Below are 15,704 nucleotides of genomic sequence, written 5' to 3' on the forward strand. Positions count from 1 at the left end.
CCATTATTCTGTTTGTAGGTTTTGAGGTCATTATCTGTGTAAATAACGACCTATTAAGTCCACTACGAATGTAAGGCTATGCCAATCCTCAATTCGAGTGACTTGACGCCATTGAATGTTGTGTTCTAGACATTCAGCAACAGGAACTCTCTTTCCCAGGAGCTAATCACCTGGAAGAAGGTTTTGTATTCCTTACGCTTAATTGCCACGTAAGCGGACACAAATCGGTCGCCTAAGATCTCGCGCAGTTCGTCGCTGTTTTCCAGTTGAACCAAAGCATCTTCTAGCGTATGAGGTAAGGTAAACGGCTCCGTCGTCATGTCACCTGTGCTTTGCGCGGTCGGTGTAAGCTTTTTCTTCATCCCCAAATAACCACAAGCCAAAGTCAGTGCCATCGCTAGATAAGGGTTAGCATCGGCTCCCGCGTAACGGTTTTCTAAACGACGAGAGTTCTTGTCGGAGACCGGAATACGTAGCCCAACCGTACGGTTGTCCTCTCCCCACGCCACATTCGTTGGCGCAGAGTCACCAAACACCAAGCGGCGATAGGAATTCACATTTGGAGCAAAAAAGGCGATGGCCGCAGGGGTATACTTCTGCATCCCACCGATATAGTTCATAAACAGTTCGCTGTTAGAGCCGTCTTCGTTTGAAAACAGGTTTTTGCCTTTTGCGTCAACCAGACTCTGGTGAATGTGCATCGCACTGCCTGGTTCATCCTCCATCGGCTTGGCCATAAATGTGGCGTACACATCATGTCGTAGTGCCGCTTCTCGAACGGTGCGCTTGAACAAAAACACCTGGTCGGCACGATCTAAGGGTTCACCATGGTCGAAGTTCAGCTCCATTTGAGCCGCACCAGATTCATGAACTAACGTATCAACATCAAGATTCTGCGCCTCGCAATAGTCGTACATGTCTTCAAAGATCGGATCGAACTCATTCACAGCGTCAATGCTAAATGACTGACGAGCCGTTTCCGGCCTGCCGTTCCGACCAATTGGCGGCTCTAATGGGTAATCCCAGTCGAGGTTTTTTTGAACAAGAAAGAATTCAAGCTCCGGTGCCACAACAGGTTGCCAGCCTTCCTTTTTATAGAGATCCAGAACCCGACGTAACACAGCTCTGGGAGAGATATCTACGGGGTCACCATTCACGGTGTAACAATCATGAATCACCTGTGCTGTTGGTTCTTTAGTCCAGGGAACGAAACGAATAGTATTCGGGTCTGGCTCTAACGCCATGTCCTTTTCCGTCAGGTCGATCATACTCTCATCATCGGGCCAGTCGCCTGTAACCGTCTGAAAAAAAACCACTTCGGGAAGACGCATTCCTCCTTCTCGAAGAAATTTTTTGGCGGGCATAATTTTGCCCCTGGCGTTACCTGTGATGTCTGGTATCAGGCACTCTACTTCTGTGATCCTATTCTCTTCTATCCATTTCCTAATCGTTTCCATAAATCCTTCTTTTTCGTCAGTTGAACAACGAATGTATCAATAAGCTCCCATTTAGCTTTGGCATCAAGCTGTACAATTGTCAAACAAATATGTTAATTATTTTGCAACTTTTGAGACAGTGATTAACATTTTATATACATTAGTGTTGTGTTTTACTGAACATTATGTCTATGGTTAAAAAGCAAACAACGCACAGGCTAAATAGAAAATGCCTGAAACATATGGAAATGTTGAGGTAAGTGGAGGAGCCACAGTGGAAACAAGTCAACTTTCAAACAGTGCTGACAACATCGAGCCGCTGCAGACCAGTCACGAAAAACTAACAATTGAACGATTTATCGAACAGCATCCCAGTGTCACCACGCTCGATCTGATTCTGTTTGATATGAACGGCGTTGTGAGAGGAAAACGTGTCCCGGTCTCTCAACTTAACAAAGTTCTCGATCAAGGTATCTGTCTTCCTGCTTCTGTTTTCGCCCTCGATATATGCGGTGAAACGGTAGAAGAAACTGGCTTGGGGTTTGAAAAAGGTGACGGTGACCGAATTTGTCGCATGGTCGCCAGCTCTTTGACCACAACGCCTTGGCAAGAGAACAGTGCCCAAGCCATTGTGACCATGTACGAGCCTATTACTCACCAACCGTTTTTTGCTGATCCTCGCCATGTGTTGGAAGATCAATTAGCCAAATTCAGTGCCAAAGGTCTCAATCCTTGCGTTGCAGTGGAGTTGGAGTTCTATCTGCAAGATTTAGAACCTGACGAAGCGGGCAATCCTCAGCCTCCGCTTATGCCTATCAGTGGTGAGAGGATGACACAAACTCAGGTCTATTCATTGGAAGAACTGGACGAGTTTAAAGCGTTTCTTGATGAAGTGATCTCGACATGCGAACAACAGAACATTCCAGCAGACAACATCACTGCGGAATACGCACCCGGTCAATTTGAGGTGAACTTAAAACACACCAACGATGTTCTTCTGGCCTGCGATCAGGCCATGCTACTCAAACGTGTGGTGAGAGCGGTCGCCAAGAAACACGGTTTTTATGCCAACTTTATGGCCAAGCCCTATACCGAATATGCTGGAAACGGCTGCCACATCCACATCAGCTTGCAGGACAGTCATGGAAATAATGTTTTCGGTGAAAATGAACAGCTGCTGCTGAACGCGATTGCCGGTGTACTGGCTCATCTCGAAGACAGCATGGCGATATTCGCCCCTAATGCCAACTCCTACCGCAGGCTGCAACCCAATATGTTTGTTCCGCTTCACGCGACCTGGGGTTGGGATAACCGCACTGTTGCCGTTCGTGTACCGGCCAGTGGCATCGCTGACAAACGTATCGAGCATCGTCTTTCCGGTGCAGACGTGAATCCCTATCTGACTGTCGCGGTTCTGTTAGCCTCAATACTAGATGGGCTTGAAAACGAACTTACGCCGCCAGCTCCTATCGAAGGAGACGCGTCACTTTTAGAGCTTCCCATGCTTCCCATTTCCTGGGACATGTCTTTGCATGAATTTGAGAACAGTCAGTTTATGAAAAACAGCTTTGGGGAGGAGTTTTGTAAAGTCTATCTGGCCAATAAAAAGCATGAACAAGCACGCTTTTCTGCACAAGTCTCTCCTCTGGAATATAAATGGTATAAATAAATTAAGGACACACGATGAAAGTTAACCACACAGACTCTTACTACGCAGCATCGAAAAATCAGGATTTCGATTTTCCCAGACTTGAGGGAGACCATGTTGCCGATGTCTGTGTGATAGGCTCTGGAATCACCGGAGCCACTGCAGCACTAGAGCTTGCTAACAAAGGGTTTAAAGTCATTGTGTTGGAAGCCAATCGAGTTGGTTGGGGCGCATCTGGCCGCAGTGGCGGTCAGGCCATTTTTGGCTGGGCGTCGGAGCAGCATACGTTGGAGAGGCTGGTCGGAAAGTCTGATGCAAGAAAACTCTGGGATATCTCAGTTGAAGCACTGGCGCTGACCAAATCGAACATCGCTAAATACAATATTGATTGTGACTGGCGAGACGGTATGGTGCACGTTGGTGTAAAACCACGCCATGATAAAGAACTTCAGGCCTGGTATGACGACCTGACCCAGAATTACGACTACGATTCTCTGGAAATGTGGGATCGCGAACAAGTACACGATCGCATTGCCAGCTCTAAGTATACCTCCGGCATGTTTGACAGTAATAGTGGTCATCTGCACCCACTGAACTACACATTAGGCCTGGTCAATGCGGCTAAACTGGCTGGCGCAGAGTTTTACGAAGACAGCGGCGTTCACAAAATTGAACACGGAGATCCGGCGACACTTTACACCCAGCAAGGTCAAGTCAAAGCTAATCATGTCATTTTAGCCTGCAACGCCTATATGGAAGGGCTGGAATCCAAACTGGAAAACAAAGTAATGCCAGTGGGCACGTATATTTGTGCAACTGAACCTTTAGGTGAGGACGTCACAGGGGCTCTGATGAAAGATCATATTGCCGCTTGCGATATTAACTTCGTACTTGATTATTTCCGTTGCTCCGGTGACCACCGCATGCTCTTTGGAGGCAGAGTCAGTTATTCTGGTGTCGCGCCGTTCAATCTTGAAAAAGCCATGGGCGGACGCATGGTCGATATCTTCCCTCAGTTATCTGATGCAAAAATCGATTACGCCTGGGGTGGGAATGTCGCCATTACCATGAACCGAGCCCCGCACTTTGGACGCCTGAAACCAAACGTCTACTTCGCGCAGGGATTCTCAGGGCACGGCATCGCGGCAACCGGAATGGCGGGAACCTTAATGGCAGAATGTGTGGCCACCACCGCTGAACGCTTCTCCATTTTCGACAAGATACCCCATATGCCCTTCCCTGGCGGTCGATTACTCAGAACTCCAGCCCTCGTGCTAGCCATGTCCTACTACAGAGTCAGAGATCTTCTATAGGCAACCATGTCACTCGCTTATTACCAAAGCCAGCAATCATTTTGCTGGCTTTTTTGTTAGAATCTCGCTGCCTTCAAATCAACAGACCGAATTATGTATAAACTCACTTTCTCTCTCGACGACTTCCTTTCCAATTATTGGCAAAAACAGCCCACGATCATCAAAGGCGGTTTTGCCAACTTCCAGGATCCTATTACACCGGAAGAACTGGCGGGTCTGACAATGGAAGAAGAAATCGACTCACGTTTTGTCTCAAATCTGAATGATAACTGGAGCGCAGAGCATGGCCCTTTCGATCAACAAAAGTTTGAAACACTTGCCCCGTCAAACTGGTCGTTCATTGTTCAGGCTGCAAATCATTGGCATGCTGGTGCTGCAGAGCTAGTAACCCCCTTCAAGCAAATACCTCAATGGCTGTTTGACGATTTAATGATTAGCTATTCGGTCGAAGGGGGTGGTGTTGGGCCTCATATTGATCAATACGATGTGTTCATTATTCAGGGAATGGGAAAACGTCATTGGCGAGTGGGTGCAAAGGACACAGGTCAATACAAAGAGACGCAGCGCCACGAGGCGCTACGCCAAATCGAATCTTTTGACGCCGACATTGATCAGGTTCTTGAACCTGGTGATATTCTGTATATTCCACCAGGCTTCCCACATGACGGTTATGCGTTAGAACCCTCACTGAGTTATTCCATTGGTTTCCGCTCGCCAAAAGAACAAGAGTTGATCAGCAACTTTGCCGACTATGTACTGGCACACGACATGGGCGATGCCCATATGCATAAACCTGAGCTTGGAACACAGGCCAATCAAGGTGAGATTTCAACCAGTGACCTCGACACTCTGTCAGCCATGTTACGAGCACAACTTGATAATCAAACCATCGTGAAAGACTTCATCGCTTGCATGCTCAGCCAGTCCAGACACCAACTCAATATCATTGAGCCGTCACCAAAATGGACCTCAGAAGAGGTTGCCGAACATCTGGCAAACGGTGGAGAATTTTACAAAGTATCGGGACTGAGAGCTCTGATTCATGAAGACGAACCTAATGTTGTCTACATCAATGGTGAAGTATTCAAGGTTCCTGAAAACCTGACCCCTCTCGTCTCTCAGTTGACCAATACCGAACAAGTCTCTGATGCAGAACTGTCTCCGCAAGGAGTTTCTCTACTCACAGACCTAATCAATAAAGGATACTGGTATTCAGAATAGGTCTGTAAAGCCATCACATTGCTCGCTGCGAAGGACGCACCTTCTCTGCGAGCAAAATCGCTAAACATACATCACGAACTGCACACATCTTTCCTAGGATAATGACCATTTTTTGCCTGCGTTTCGAAAATGCATTAGATAAATTAACACTAGGATTAGCAGAGCTATATCTATTATTGAAGCTCTTTCACAGATATATATTTTGTTACTTTTGGTTTCCCTAAATACATATTCCAATTGACCACGATCATCTCTCTAGCACATCAAATTCCTCAGACTATGCACACTGTTCCACAAACTAAGGTTGTCATATGTCTGATACAACGAAAGAACGTAAGGTAACGATAGGAAGCTACATTGCCCTGGCTTTTGCTATCGTGTTTTTCTCTGGTTTACTCCAGTCCAACGAATGGTACGGAGTTTTCGACTTCACTACTTTGAATGGCGCATTTGGTCAGGTGGCACACAATGTCACTGAAACCGAGGCGGGCGTTCAAGCAGCAACGACCTCCTTTCGCGGTGTAGGCGGCAGCGGTGCCCGGGACGGTTTCATTTTTGCCCTCACGTTGATCCCGACCGTGATGTTTGCACTGGGGATGATTAACGTTCTGGAGCATTACGGTGCTCTGGATGCGGCTCGTAAACTTCTCTCTCCCCTTCTTCGTCCACTAATGGGCATCCCGGGTAATTCGGGCCTGGCTCTTATCGCTTCACTGCAGAGCACCGATGCCGGCGCGGCAATGACCCGTCAACTGAAAGACGAAGGCCATCTTAGCAAACGAGAGACCGATGTCTTTACCATGTTCCAGTTCACTGCAGGTGCTGCCATCGTGAACTTCTTCTCTTCGGGTGCGGTACTGTTCACTTTGACTATGATGGATGGTTCTCTGGCCGTCTCTTCATCAATTGGCCTGGCGGTAGCCGTGATGTTCTTGTTTAAATTTGTAGGGGCGAACCTGTTCCGCTTGTACCTGAACATCACTGAAGGCAAAGAAGACAAAACAGGCAAAGATGAACCATCTCTAGCTAAACAGGGGGCCGCATCATGAGCGAAGTGAAAGCAAAAAAACCTATGGTTACTGACATCTTCGTTGAAGGTGCGAAAAAGGGCTGGGTCATTGCGACTACTTCTACTGTACCTAATGTGTTGATGGCATTCGTCATCATCAAAGCGCTGCAAATCACTGGAGCTTTAGATGCGATGGGGGCCATATTCTCTCCCGTTATGGCCGTGTTTGGCTTACCCGGTGAAGCAGCTGCGGTACTGATCGGCGCATGGATGTCAATGGGTGGTGCCGTCGGCGTGGTGATTACCTTGTTTGATCAGGGCATTCTCAATGGCACACACATCGCGATCCTGGCTCCAGCTATCTACCTTATGGGCTCTCAGATTCAATATATGGGTCGCATCATGGGGCCAATTGGAACCGAAGGTCGCTATATTCCGGTTATGATTGCTATCTCGGTACTGAATGCATTTGGCGCAATGTTCTTGATGAACATTTTAGTTTAGAAGTCCTGGGGGCCTAAAGACAGAATTAAACGCCCTTCAGTTTGAAGGGCGTTTTTTTTAGACTTTGAAACTGGCGACTTGAGATTGGAGCTGTCCTACATTTTGCGTGACTTGCTCCGTAGTTTGGTTTGCTTCTCTTGATTGTTCTGCGACCGACTTGAGAGACTCATTAATATTGTTGACCAATTTCGAGATCGATTGTGTGGCGACCGCTTGTTGCTCGGCAGTGGCCGCGAGACTGGCCATCTGATCGTTAACCAGTTCGACTTGCTTCCCTGAAGACTGAATACGTGACAGGGCTCCACTGGTTTGACTCATCGCTTGCGACGCAATGGTCGTGCCTTCTTTGATCTGCTCGACTACCCTGCCAGTGGAAGAGCGAATGGCCTGAATGATCGTGTTGATTTCTGTTGTTGACTCTGTCGTGCGACTTGCCAACATACGTACTTCATCCGCAACTACAGCAAACCCGCGCCCCTGCTCACCAGCCCTGGCTGCCTCAATCGCAGCATTCAACGCCAACAAGTTGGTTTGTTCCGCCAGTCCCTCGATGACTTCCGTCACTTTGCCAATCGCCTGACTTTCATTGTTCAATTGCTCAACCAACTGTTGTGTCGTCTCGATGGCCGTGACCATAGAAATCATATTGTTGTGGTTATTAGTCAGTTCCTCTTCACCTGAGACAAGCTCTTGCTTTGCGTCAATCAACGCAGTTGAAGAAATCTGAACCTGGCTCGCTGTTTGCTCTGCGCCCACCGCAACTTCAGATAAAGAATGCCCAATTTCATCTACATGAGCTGACTGCAGCTCTACCTGACTGTAACTCTGTCGGCTATTTTGGGTCAGTTCTTTCATCCTGTGCTCGACAACCTGAACACTCTGAGTCACTTGACCAACCAAATGAGACAAAGACTGATTCATAGCGTTGATTGAGTGCGTAAGCTCTGAAAGTTCGTCGCTGCCTGTGACCTCAAGAGGTTCACTAGACACGTCGCCATTGGCGATAAGGTGCGCGCGGTTAGCTATCTTAGATATACGAGTGCCAATCTGGTGACCCAACACTTGAGAGACAATAACAGCCGCTATAAGGAAAACAACACAACCCAATGCCAACACCATCATCAGAGTTGTAACGCTGCGGGTAAGGCTTTGTTCCGTCGACAGTGCATTTTGCTGCTGGAATGACACAATCGCATTAAGCTCATCCTGAACCTGTTTGATGGCAGGAAGCAAAGATTCTGCCATCAGACGATTGGACTGATTCCAATTGTCCGATTGTCTAAGTTCAATCACTTGATTTGCTAAAGGTACATACAGCGACTTCATTTCATTAAACAATGACCATAAGCTCTGGTCACTGTCACTCAGATAATCCAGTTTGTAGCCGATTTGAGTTACCACGTTTTGGTGATGTTTCATCAAATCATGGTATTTATCGAGATAATCCGACGCACCGTACTGCAAGTAGTCACGTAGTGACGCAAGAGCATTGGCGAGCGAGTTGTAGGCATCGGCATAGAGTTTGAACAGACGCTTGCGATCTCCACCTTCGGTTCGTCCTGCCTCATCATTAATCAGCCCCTGAAGTTGGTCTAGAGCCACTTCTGCTATTGGAGCTGCTTCATTAATAAAAAGAGTATGGGCTGGCAGGTTTTCATCCGAATGACCCAAAGACAAAATTTCACTGGCAGTGGAACGAATCGCCGTCCAGCTTTCACTGATTGTCTGATATTGCTCGGCTGTGATTAATGACTCCAGGCTAATCAATTGCACATCGACGTTATCGATATGCCCCAACACTTGGCTCTGGTACTGGCTCACCTGTTCTTCCGACCCCACCAGCAACAGATAGCCACGTAACTCTGAAACGGTAGTCTGAAGTGACTGTCCAAACTGGCGGCTGGCATCCACGGTTGGCAAGTCGTTCAGTAATAACGACTGCGTTTCCGTCTGTAATCCCTGCACACTTCGATAGACAAATAGTGACGAGACGATAAAAAGTACACCAAGCGTCAGAAAACTGATTCTGAGCTTACCTGATATCGAGAGCTTCATCCTTAAACCTCTGAGTAATTCTGACTAACTTGTCACTATATCGGCAATCACCGTCAAAATTAAACAAATTGTTTTACTTTTTGTTGCTAAGTCTTTGCGAAGGTTAGTATTTGTACTTAGTATTATCTAATCAGCACGCAGTAGTGGACTTCCGTTATGGCCAAAGACCTGTTCGCCAATCTTGACCTAAATTTGTTACGGACTTTTATCATCCTTAATCAGGAGCGGAATATGCGTAAAGCCGCGGAGAGATTATTTGTCTCTCAGCCAGCGGTCAGTAAGGCTCTACAGCGATTAAGAGATCACTTTGGCGATGAGTTGTTTGTAAAGACCCATCATGGGCTCAGAGCTACCGAGCGAGCCAATCAACTTGCCGAGTCTATCGCCCCTATATTAGATGACCTGTCCAGTGCTATTAATCACTCGGCCGAGTTTGACCCCAGCCAACTGGAAGGTGTAATTAAAGTCGCCATCTCCCCTTTTTTTCTTGCGGGCATTGCATCCAAGCTTTTCCAGACACTTCACTCAGAAGCCCCCAATGTGCAGATTCAGTTTCTTAACTGGAGCAAGACCACACTTCAGGACATCGTTAATGACGATGTACATATCGGCCTCAACTACGCCATCGGTCATGCCCCTAAAGAACTGGTGCAAAAATATCTGGTGACTGATGACTTCAGAGCCTACATTCGCACTGACCATCCCCATACAAACAACTATGTCGACCTACAGCATAGTGCGGATTTTGAGATAGCCACGTTGATAGCAGCAGACTGGAATTCCAATATCTCCAATACCGAAAAGCTATTGCGTTTGCGAAACTTCCAGCCAAATATCGTATTTCGCTCAGAATTGCCTTCGGCCATCATAGATGTGGTCAAAAACACCGACATTTTGTTCCCGGGTTCTAAATATCTCAATCTCGATGCCCACCCTAACCTACGCTCCCTGGACATCCTCTTTGCCAATGAGTCTATTAACACCGAAATTAACGCCTTTTATCACTACAAGAATCGCAGTAACGCAACCACTCAATGGCTGCGAAGCAAGCTGTCTGACATTTTGGATAAATGGTAAAAAACTCCCCCAACCCATACAGATTGGAGGAGTCTTTTAGTTCTTAGTCATCATTGGTGACTGACTGAGCGAGAAAGTTACTTCTCAAACCGAATATTATCCAGCTTAAAGGTCATCGCACCTTGTGGTTCAAAGACCAGCAGGTTGCTAATGGCTTTCGGGTTCGCCTGATTGCCACCTACAAAGCGGTTATCACTATCCAGGATATCGGCGATAGCGATACGGACTTCACCCCACTCTCCAGTTGCTGGAAGTGGCACTGTATAGTCACTGGTTTTTGGCCAGCCACTGTCCATCTTAACTAGCAGCTCAGTCCCGTTACCCATGCTTTCCACTTTCATATCAAACACCAGTACACCCGTTTCTTTCCAGTGACTGACATCGGTTACAGGTGAGCGGAAGTAGATATTGCCCGCACCATTTTGTTTGGTGATTTCCAACACAGAACCACGACCCGCTTCCTCAACTTCCTGATGCTCAACAAGGTTCACCGGATCATAACTCGCGTAAGCAAGCGCAGCGTTCAATGAGTCCGTGAAGATGTCCAGAACCGGTCCATCAGCATAACTATCATCAGCAGCTAAAATAGCAGGCGCTGCATGTCCTTCAACAAGTTTGGCCTCCTCTGACGTGCTCGCACAACCTTTGCCTTTCCAACGGTCCACTTTACAGCGATACACTTTCACAGAGTCCACTAGCATAGTTTTCGGGAACGTATCCGGGTCGATACCTTTCTGGTTTGCATTGGCCGACCAGGAGCCGCCAACTGCCAGGTTCAACAACAGGTGGAACTTTTCATCAAACGGAGCAGCACCCTTAGCGTTAACTAAACCACCTTCCTGTTCGTATTGGCTATACCAACCATCCTGAGTTTGTGTTGCATAGTGAATGTTGTCTACGTACCAGCGAATCTCCCCCTCTTCCCACTCAATAGCGTAGGTATGGAATCCATCCGCAGGGTTCACACCACCCGGTAATGTAGCGCCTTGTCCACTGTAGACGTTGTCAGGCCATTTTTTACCGTAGTGCAAACTACCATAGATGCGGTTCTCACCTTGCCCAGCGGTTGCTCCCGGTGCATCAGACTGAGATTTCAGGTTCACGGCTTCCATGATATCGATTTCGCCAGAAGCTGCCCACGTACCGTATTTGTTTTCTGTTGGTAACATCCAGATCGCTGGCCAGGTTCCCTGCCCTTCCGGAAGCTTAGCGCGGATCTCAAAGCGACCATATTTATGATCACGTTTATTCAGGGTGCGTAGACGCGCAGAGGTGTAAGGCAAGCGCTTTTCAGGGCCAGCTTTTCCTTCTGGGTTATCTGGACCTGTATAGCTCTCCTTGAGGGCAACGATATGCAGCATGCCGTCTTTTACAAATGCGTTTTTGTCCCGCTTGGTATAACACTGCTGTTCGTTATTGCCGCCGCCCCAACAGTTTTCTTCCAAACTCCAGTTACGTTTGTTGATTTCGTCACCATCAAACTCGTCTTCCCAGACAAGTTGCCAGTTATCGCTAGGTGTGACTGGCGCATACTCTAAAGCCACAGGCGCTTGAGTCTGTACCAGATCGGTATCTCCATCCGTGCTATCACCGGTGCTTGCACAACCTGACAATAATGTCAGTGTCGCCAGCGAACTGAATACCGCGGTGTGATTTACAAAATGTCGCATTACTACTCTCCGTTATACGAGATTAACTAGTCACAGTGTTGCCGTTACATTCGGCAACTCTGCATCATCCTGAATCTTATTTTTTATGGGATTGTGCTCGTCTTGACCTTCTCATTAACGCTGCAATGAATCCCAAAATGAGTGAATGTATTGTGGTTCCCCCTCCAGAGTTGGCTGCCGTGGTCTGCGTGCTGCCACCGTCATCTTGATTGTCGGGAATGTCATCTTGACTCTCAGGAACAGGGGTATCCTCATCGCAAAACGTGACGTGATTGGTATCACTGGGTTGGCAATGTGCAATGTAGTCCACTTCCATCGTCGCCATTTCCAACGACGGGTCAATGCTACCTCCCAAATTGCCGCCCATTGCTACGTTAAGCAACGCGAACATTGGCTCTTCATAGCGATCGCAGTAACGCAAGTCATGACTAGTGACGAGTAGTTCATCGATAAAAAAGTCAACTCGATCTTTCGTCCATTCAATCGCATATCGATGCCAATCCTGTACATCCTGAGCACCGTTTGGGTATGAATATCGATACTCATGACCGCAACCGGCGTAATTGAAAAAGTTAGTGATGTAGGTATCCGGTTCGTTGGAGAACCACTCCCAAACATCGATTTCGCTCGCGCCCTTATTTGGCCAGCCTACGTTGTCCCCATCGCCTTTAATTGGTTGTTCTGCAATACGATTTTCTAGCATCCAGAAAGCCGGCCACGTTCCACCCTCTAATTGATGAAAACGAATTCGTGCTTCTAAACGGCCATAGAGAAACTCTTGCTTGTCTTTTGAATTTAATCGCCCTGATGTCCAGGTTTTCATCTGACCACCAAGCGTTGCACACGATTGTGTTTTCTTTCGTGCAATGATTTTTAGCGTGCCATTTGATACATCGTAATTACGCTCATCGGAATAATCGTCGTCGGTATAACATTGAACTTCGTTGTTGTAATTTGCCTGAGTCTGCGCAGTCCAGTTATTCCAATTGACCCGATCACCCTCAAAGGTATCAATCCAGTGCACCTCCCAACCCGCCTGGGCTAAAAGTGGAGTCATTAATACACCACCCAAAACTAACGCTTTACTTGTTAGCAGCGCTTGGCGAATGAACCTCGTAAACATCTTCTCTCCATACTCAATCGTTGTTGAAACAAACCATTCAAGTCTAATTAACCGCTTTTCATTTCAACTCTTCCCTACCCGAGTAATAAAGGCTCAGGCAATAATCATTGCCTGAGGCCTTTGTTAATACTCGACAGATTTACTCAAACCACGACACGTTTCTGATTTGAATGTCGCTGTCAGTCAACCCTTCATTAGTTGTACCGTGTACCATGAATGGTTGCGTGACTTTGGTCATCTCCGGCTCGCCGCCGAAATCACTAACATTTACCTCTATGGTTTGCCATTCCGTGGTTAGCGTATATACACCTTCGTTAAAGCGTACCGCGTGGTTTGCTGACCATTGGCCACCCTTGTCCGACTGGAAGCCAACACCAAAACCAAACTCAGCAAGTACTTTTCCAGCGTCAGTAGAACCTCTGATTTCAAACGACATTTTCGTCATGCCTGAGAAGTCTCTGGTCACATTGTCACCAATGTGCGCACCCCACCCCCAACTCTGGGCACCTGTTGGCGAAGGCGTCACTGTCAATACACCGCCATCAATCGATGCTTCTGCCGTGCCTTCCCAACCATAAGCGTTGGCAAAAGCTTCGCTACCTAAGACCTTGAACTCGCCTTCTGCAGGTGGTTGCTCTACAGGCGCAAATGGTGGTGGAAGTACATCATCCATGAGAGCGACTTCGTTGCCACCGTAACTTGCTGTGAACGCACAGTCTCTAGTCAAGCTAAGGCTATTCAAAGTTTCAACTTTATCCCAAGCCAAGTATTTGACGTTGCAATTGATATCAACCAGACCAAAGTGCTTCTCCGAATGACCTGCGTCATCTCCTCCTTTCCATGGCTCATCAAACGCCTGGAAGAAGAACATCGAAACGCCCGAATCATCGCTGAAGTCACGCATATCGTCATGGAATAGCTTTTGTTTGTATTCATCCGCTGCTTGTGTGCCACCATCCCCATATAGGTCAGTCGACACGGTAGACCAACCAGTTTCGCCAATATGAATCGGTTTGGTTGGGTCAACAGAATGAACGAACTGCTGAGCTGCCGCATATTGCTCTAATGAATGCACAAACGCTTTGTCCATAGCAGACGCAATTTGCTCTTTTTTAGTCAGCCCCTGCTCAGATTCTGGTACCTTCCACTCCTTGCTGAACGTTGGGTGATAATAGGTGTCATGGTGCGCGTAGGTGTGCAAAGATACATAGTCTACGGCCTGGATCAGTGCCTTAAGATCTGCCTGATCATTATTGTTACCATTCGCATCCTGACCAGCCCAGACAGCCCAGTTATCTGAGGTTGTGATCCATAGGTCACTAGTGTCTTCGCTCTCAAGTTTCCAGTTTTGCAGATCGTTGACGTGGTTTAGGATGATGGATGGATGAACCTTGTAAGATGCCGCCCAGTCCACCATGGCTTCATTACCCACAGCGATGACCTTAACGATATCCGGGTAGGCCAGAGCCAGTTCCTTCGCTTTTGCCATTTCCAACGCATTGTTTGGTGAATCGGTTGCCGAATCGATGGTATTACCCGTCCAAGAGTTTAGTGCATCAATCCATACACCCAACATCACATACATTTCAAAGCTAGGATCTTCCTGTTTAAGTTGGTGAATCGCAGCAAGTAGGTTCTCAGTGTTACTTACATCATCCAGCCCTTTGAAGCCCTGAGTGTTATAGGTACGTACCATCTTGATGCCCATGGCGTTGAGGATCTTCATATCTTCCATTTGATCTTCAACGCTCGGTACGGTTTCACCTGATGCACGTTCTGTTGTGCGCCAAGCGCCATAAGAGATAGCCTGAAATTCAGGATTACCTAAAAGCGGCTTGCCGGAGTCAGATACAGGAAAGCTCTCCGGTTGTGGCTGGTCGAGTAAACCTTTACCTTCGTGGCGTACATTGTCCCAGTAGAAGACCTTGTCACTGGCATCGCTCATGAAGTCAAAGAAAATACTTTTCTTGTTGTAAACGAAATCTGGATTCAGCTCACCCGCATTAAGATTAGTGAAATCAAATGTCAGCATTTCCCACTGGTTGGCCTGAGTTGTATTCACCAACACTTCAGCAAACTCGTCACCGTTGTTAGCATTTTCGACTTTTAACAGGACTGGAATATCTGCCTCTGGTGCATACACCCAGATGGTGATTTGACTTAACTCTTCGCTCAGGTCCAGTGCCTTAGTATCAGAAAGCGTCGTCCCCGCCCATGGTTGAGCGCCGACAGGTTTGGTGGTCTTTAGTACAGTACCCAAAGGCTTTGAGGCAAAAGAAGCGACCTCACCAGCAAAGGTACCGGCATCCGGGTTAATTGCCGGGGCTTCTGTCACGGCACCTTCAAAGTCAACCGGTGATGTCAGATCCATTTTGTAATCTGGTGTCACAGACACAACCGTCACTTCGTTGCCACCATCATTTCCTCCAGGCGGCGGTGCAACGACTTCTTCACTTGAGTTATCGCCACCACAACCAACCAATGCCAGAGTGATTGCAGACACCAGCGCTACATTAGCAAGCCGAAAACTTCGATTAGTTACTCTCATTCTATATTTCCTTATTATTCTGAGTTCGCATTAGCTCGAGATTGACCAAATTCCCAATAAATATAGAAAGCGCTTTCTTTTGCGTTTACGAAAAATACGC

General features: G+C 47.3%; 11 protein-coding genes. 6 read left to right on the top strand and 5 right to left on the bottom strand.

From position 1 onward, the window contains the following. Window positions 1-125: 125 nt before the first annotated feature. The gene (locus C4S60_RS16660) at window positions 126-1,457 is read right to left on the bottom strand and encodes a glutamine synthetase family protein (RefSeq protein ID WP_103881494.1); all 1,332 of its coding nucleotides are present in this window, start codon (window positions 1,455-1,457) and stop codon (window positions 126-128) included. 208 nt (window positions 1,458-1,665) lie between these two features. On the opposite strand from C4S60_RS16660, the gene C4S60_RS16665 reads away from it, so the two are divergent. The 5 genes from C4S60_RS16665 (at window position 1,666) to C4S60_RS16685 (ending at window position 7,131) form a co-directional block, all read left to right on the top strand. Then, window positions 1,666-3,105 carry a glutamine synthetase family protein gene (locus C4S60_RS16665; RefSeq protein WP_103881495.1) on the top strand — a complete coding sequence of 480 codons (1,440 nt, stop codon included), beginning with the start codon at window positions 1,666-1,668 and terminating at the stop codon, window positions 3,103-3,105. A 14-nt stretch (window positions 3,106-3,119) separates the two neighbouring features. Then, window positions 3,120-4,397 (top strand): NAD(P)/FAD-dependent oxidoreductase, encoded by a 1,278-nt coding sequence (locus C4S60_RS16670; RefSeq protein WP_103881496.1) that lies wholly within the window; start codon window positions 3,120-3,122, stop codon window positions 4,395-4,397. A gap of 93 nt (window positions 4,398-4,490) precedes the next feature. Then, window positions 4,491-5,618 (top strand): ribosomal protein uL16 3-hydroxylase, encoded by a 1,128-nt coding sequence (locus tag C4S60_RS16675; RefSeq protein WP_103881497.1) that lies wholly within the window; start codon window positions 4,491-4,493, stop codon window positions 5,616-5,618. Between the two features lie 311 nt (window positions 5,619-5,929). Continuing rightward, window positions 5,930-6,667: a nucleoside recognition domain-containing protein gene (locus C4S60_RS16680; RefSeq protein WP_103881498.1), complete on the top strand. Its 738-nt coding sequence runs from the start codon at window positions 5,930-5,932 to the stop codon at window positions 6,665-6,667. Next, the gene (locus C4S60_RS16685; RefSeq protein WP_103881499.1) at window positions 6,664-7,131 is read left to right on the top strand and encodes a YjiG family protein; all 468 of its coding nucleotides are present in this window, start codon (window positions 6,664-6,666) and stop codon (window positions 7,129-7,131) included. The genes C4S60_RS16680 and C4S60_RS16685 overlap by 4 nt, the downstream gene beginning before the upstream one ends. 57 nt (window positions 7,132-7,188) lie before the next feature. On the opposite strand, the gene C4S60_RS16690 is transcribed toward C4S60_RS16685, so the two are convergent. Beyond that, on the bottom strand, window positions 7,189-9,186 hold the full coding sequence (locus C4S60_RS16690) for a HAMP domain-containing methyl-accepting chemotaxis protein (protein WP_103881500.1): 1,998 nt from the start codon (window positions 9,184-9,186) through the stop codon (window positions 7,189-7,191). A gap of 156 nt (window positions 9,187-9,342) precedes the next feature. On the opposite strand from C4S60_RS16690, the gene C4S60_RS16695 reads away from it, so the two are divergent. Then, a complete protein-coding gene (locus C4S60_RS16695) occupies window positions 9,343-10,263 on the top strand; it encodes a LysR family transcriptional regulator (protein ID WP_103881501.1) in 921 nt (306 codons plus the stop codon). Between the two features lie 77 nt (window positions 10,264-10,340). Here the strand turns inward: C4S60_RS16695 and C4S60_RS16700 are convergent, their stop codons facing one another. The 3 genes from C4S60_RS16700 to C4S60_RS23705 all read right to left on the bottom strand — a co-directional run bounded on the left by C4S60_RS16700 (window position 10,341) and on the right by C4S60_RS23705 (window position 15,604). Further along, on the bottom strand, window positions 10,341-11,933 hold the full coding sequence (locus C4S60_RS16700; RefSeq protein ID WP_103881502.1) for a glycoside hydrolase family 16 protein: 1,593 nt from the start codon (window positions 11,931-11,933) through the stop codon (window positions 10,341-10,343). A gap of 76 nt (window positions 11,934-12,009) precedes the next feature. After that, a complete protein-coding gene (locus C4S60_RS16705) occupies window positions 12,010-13,056 on the bottom strand; it encodes a glycoside hydrolase family 16 protein (RefSeq protein ID WP_103881503.1) in 1,047 nt (348 codons plus the stop codon). 139 nt (window positions 13,057-13,195) lie between these two features. Then, window positions 13,196-15,604, bottom strand: a complete 2,409-nt coding sequence (locus C4S60_RS23705) for a glycoside hydrolase family 17 protein (RefSeq protein ID WP_208623280.1) — start codon at window positions 15,602-15,604, stop codon at window positions 13,196-13,198. Between the last annotated feature and the right edge of the window lie 100 nt (window positions 15,605-15,704).

It is taken from the genome of Vibrio hangzhouensis (genome assembly GCF_900107935.1).
Lineage (GTDB): Bacteria > Pseudomonadota > Gammaproteobacteria > Enterobacterales > Vibrionaceae > Vibrio > Vibrio hangzhouensis.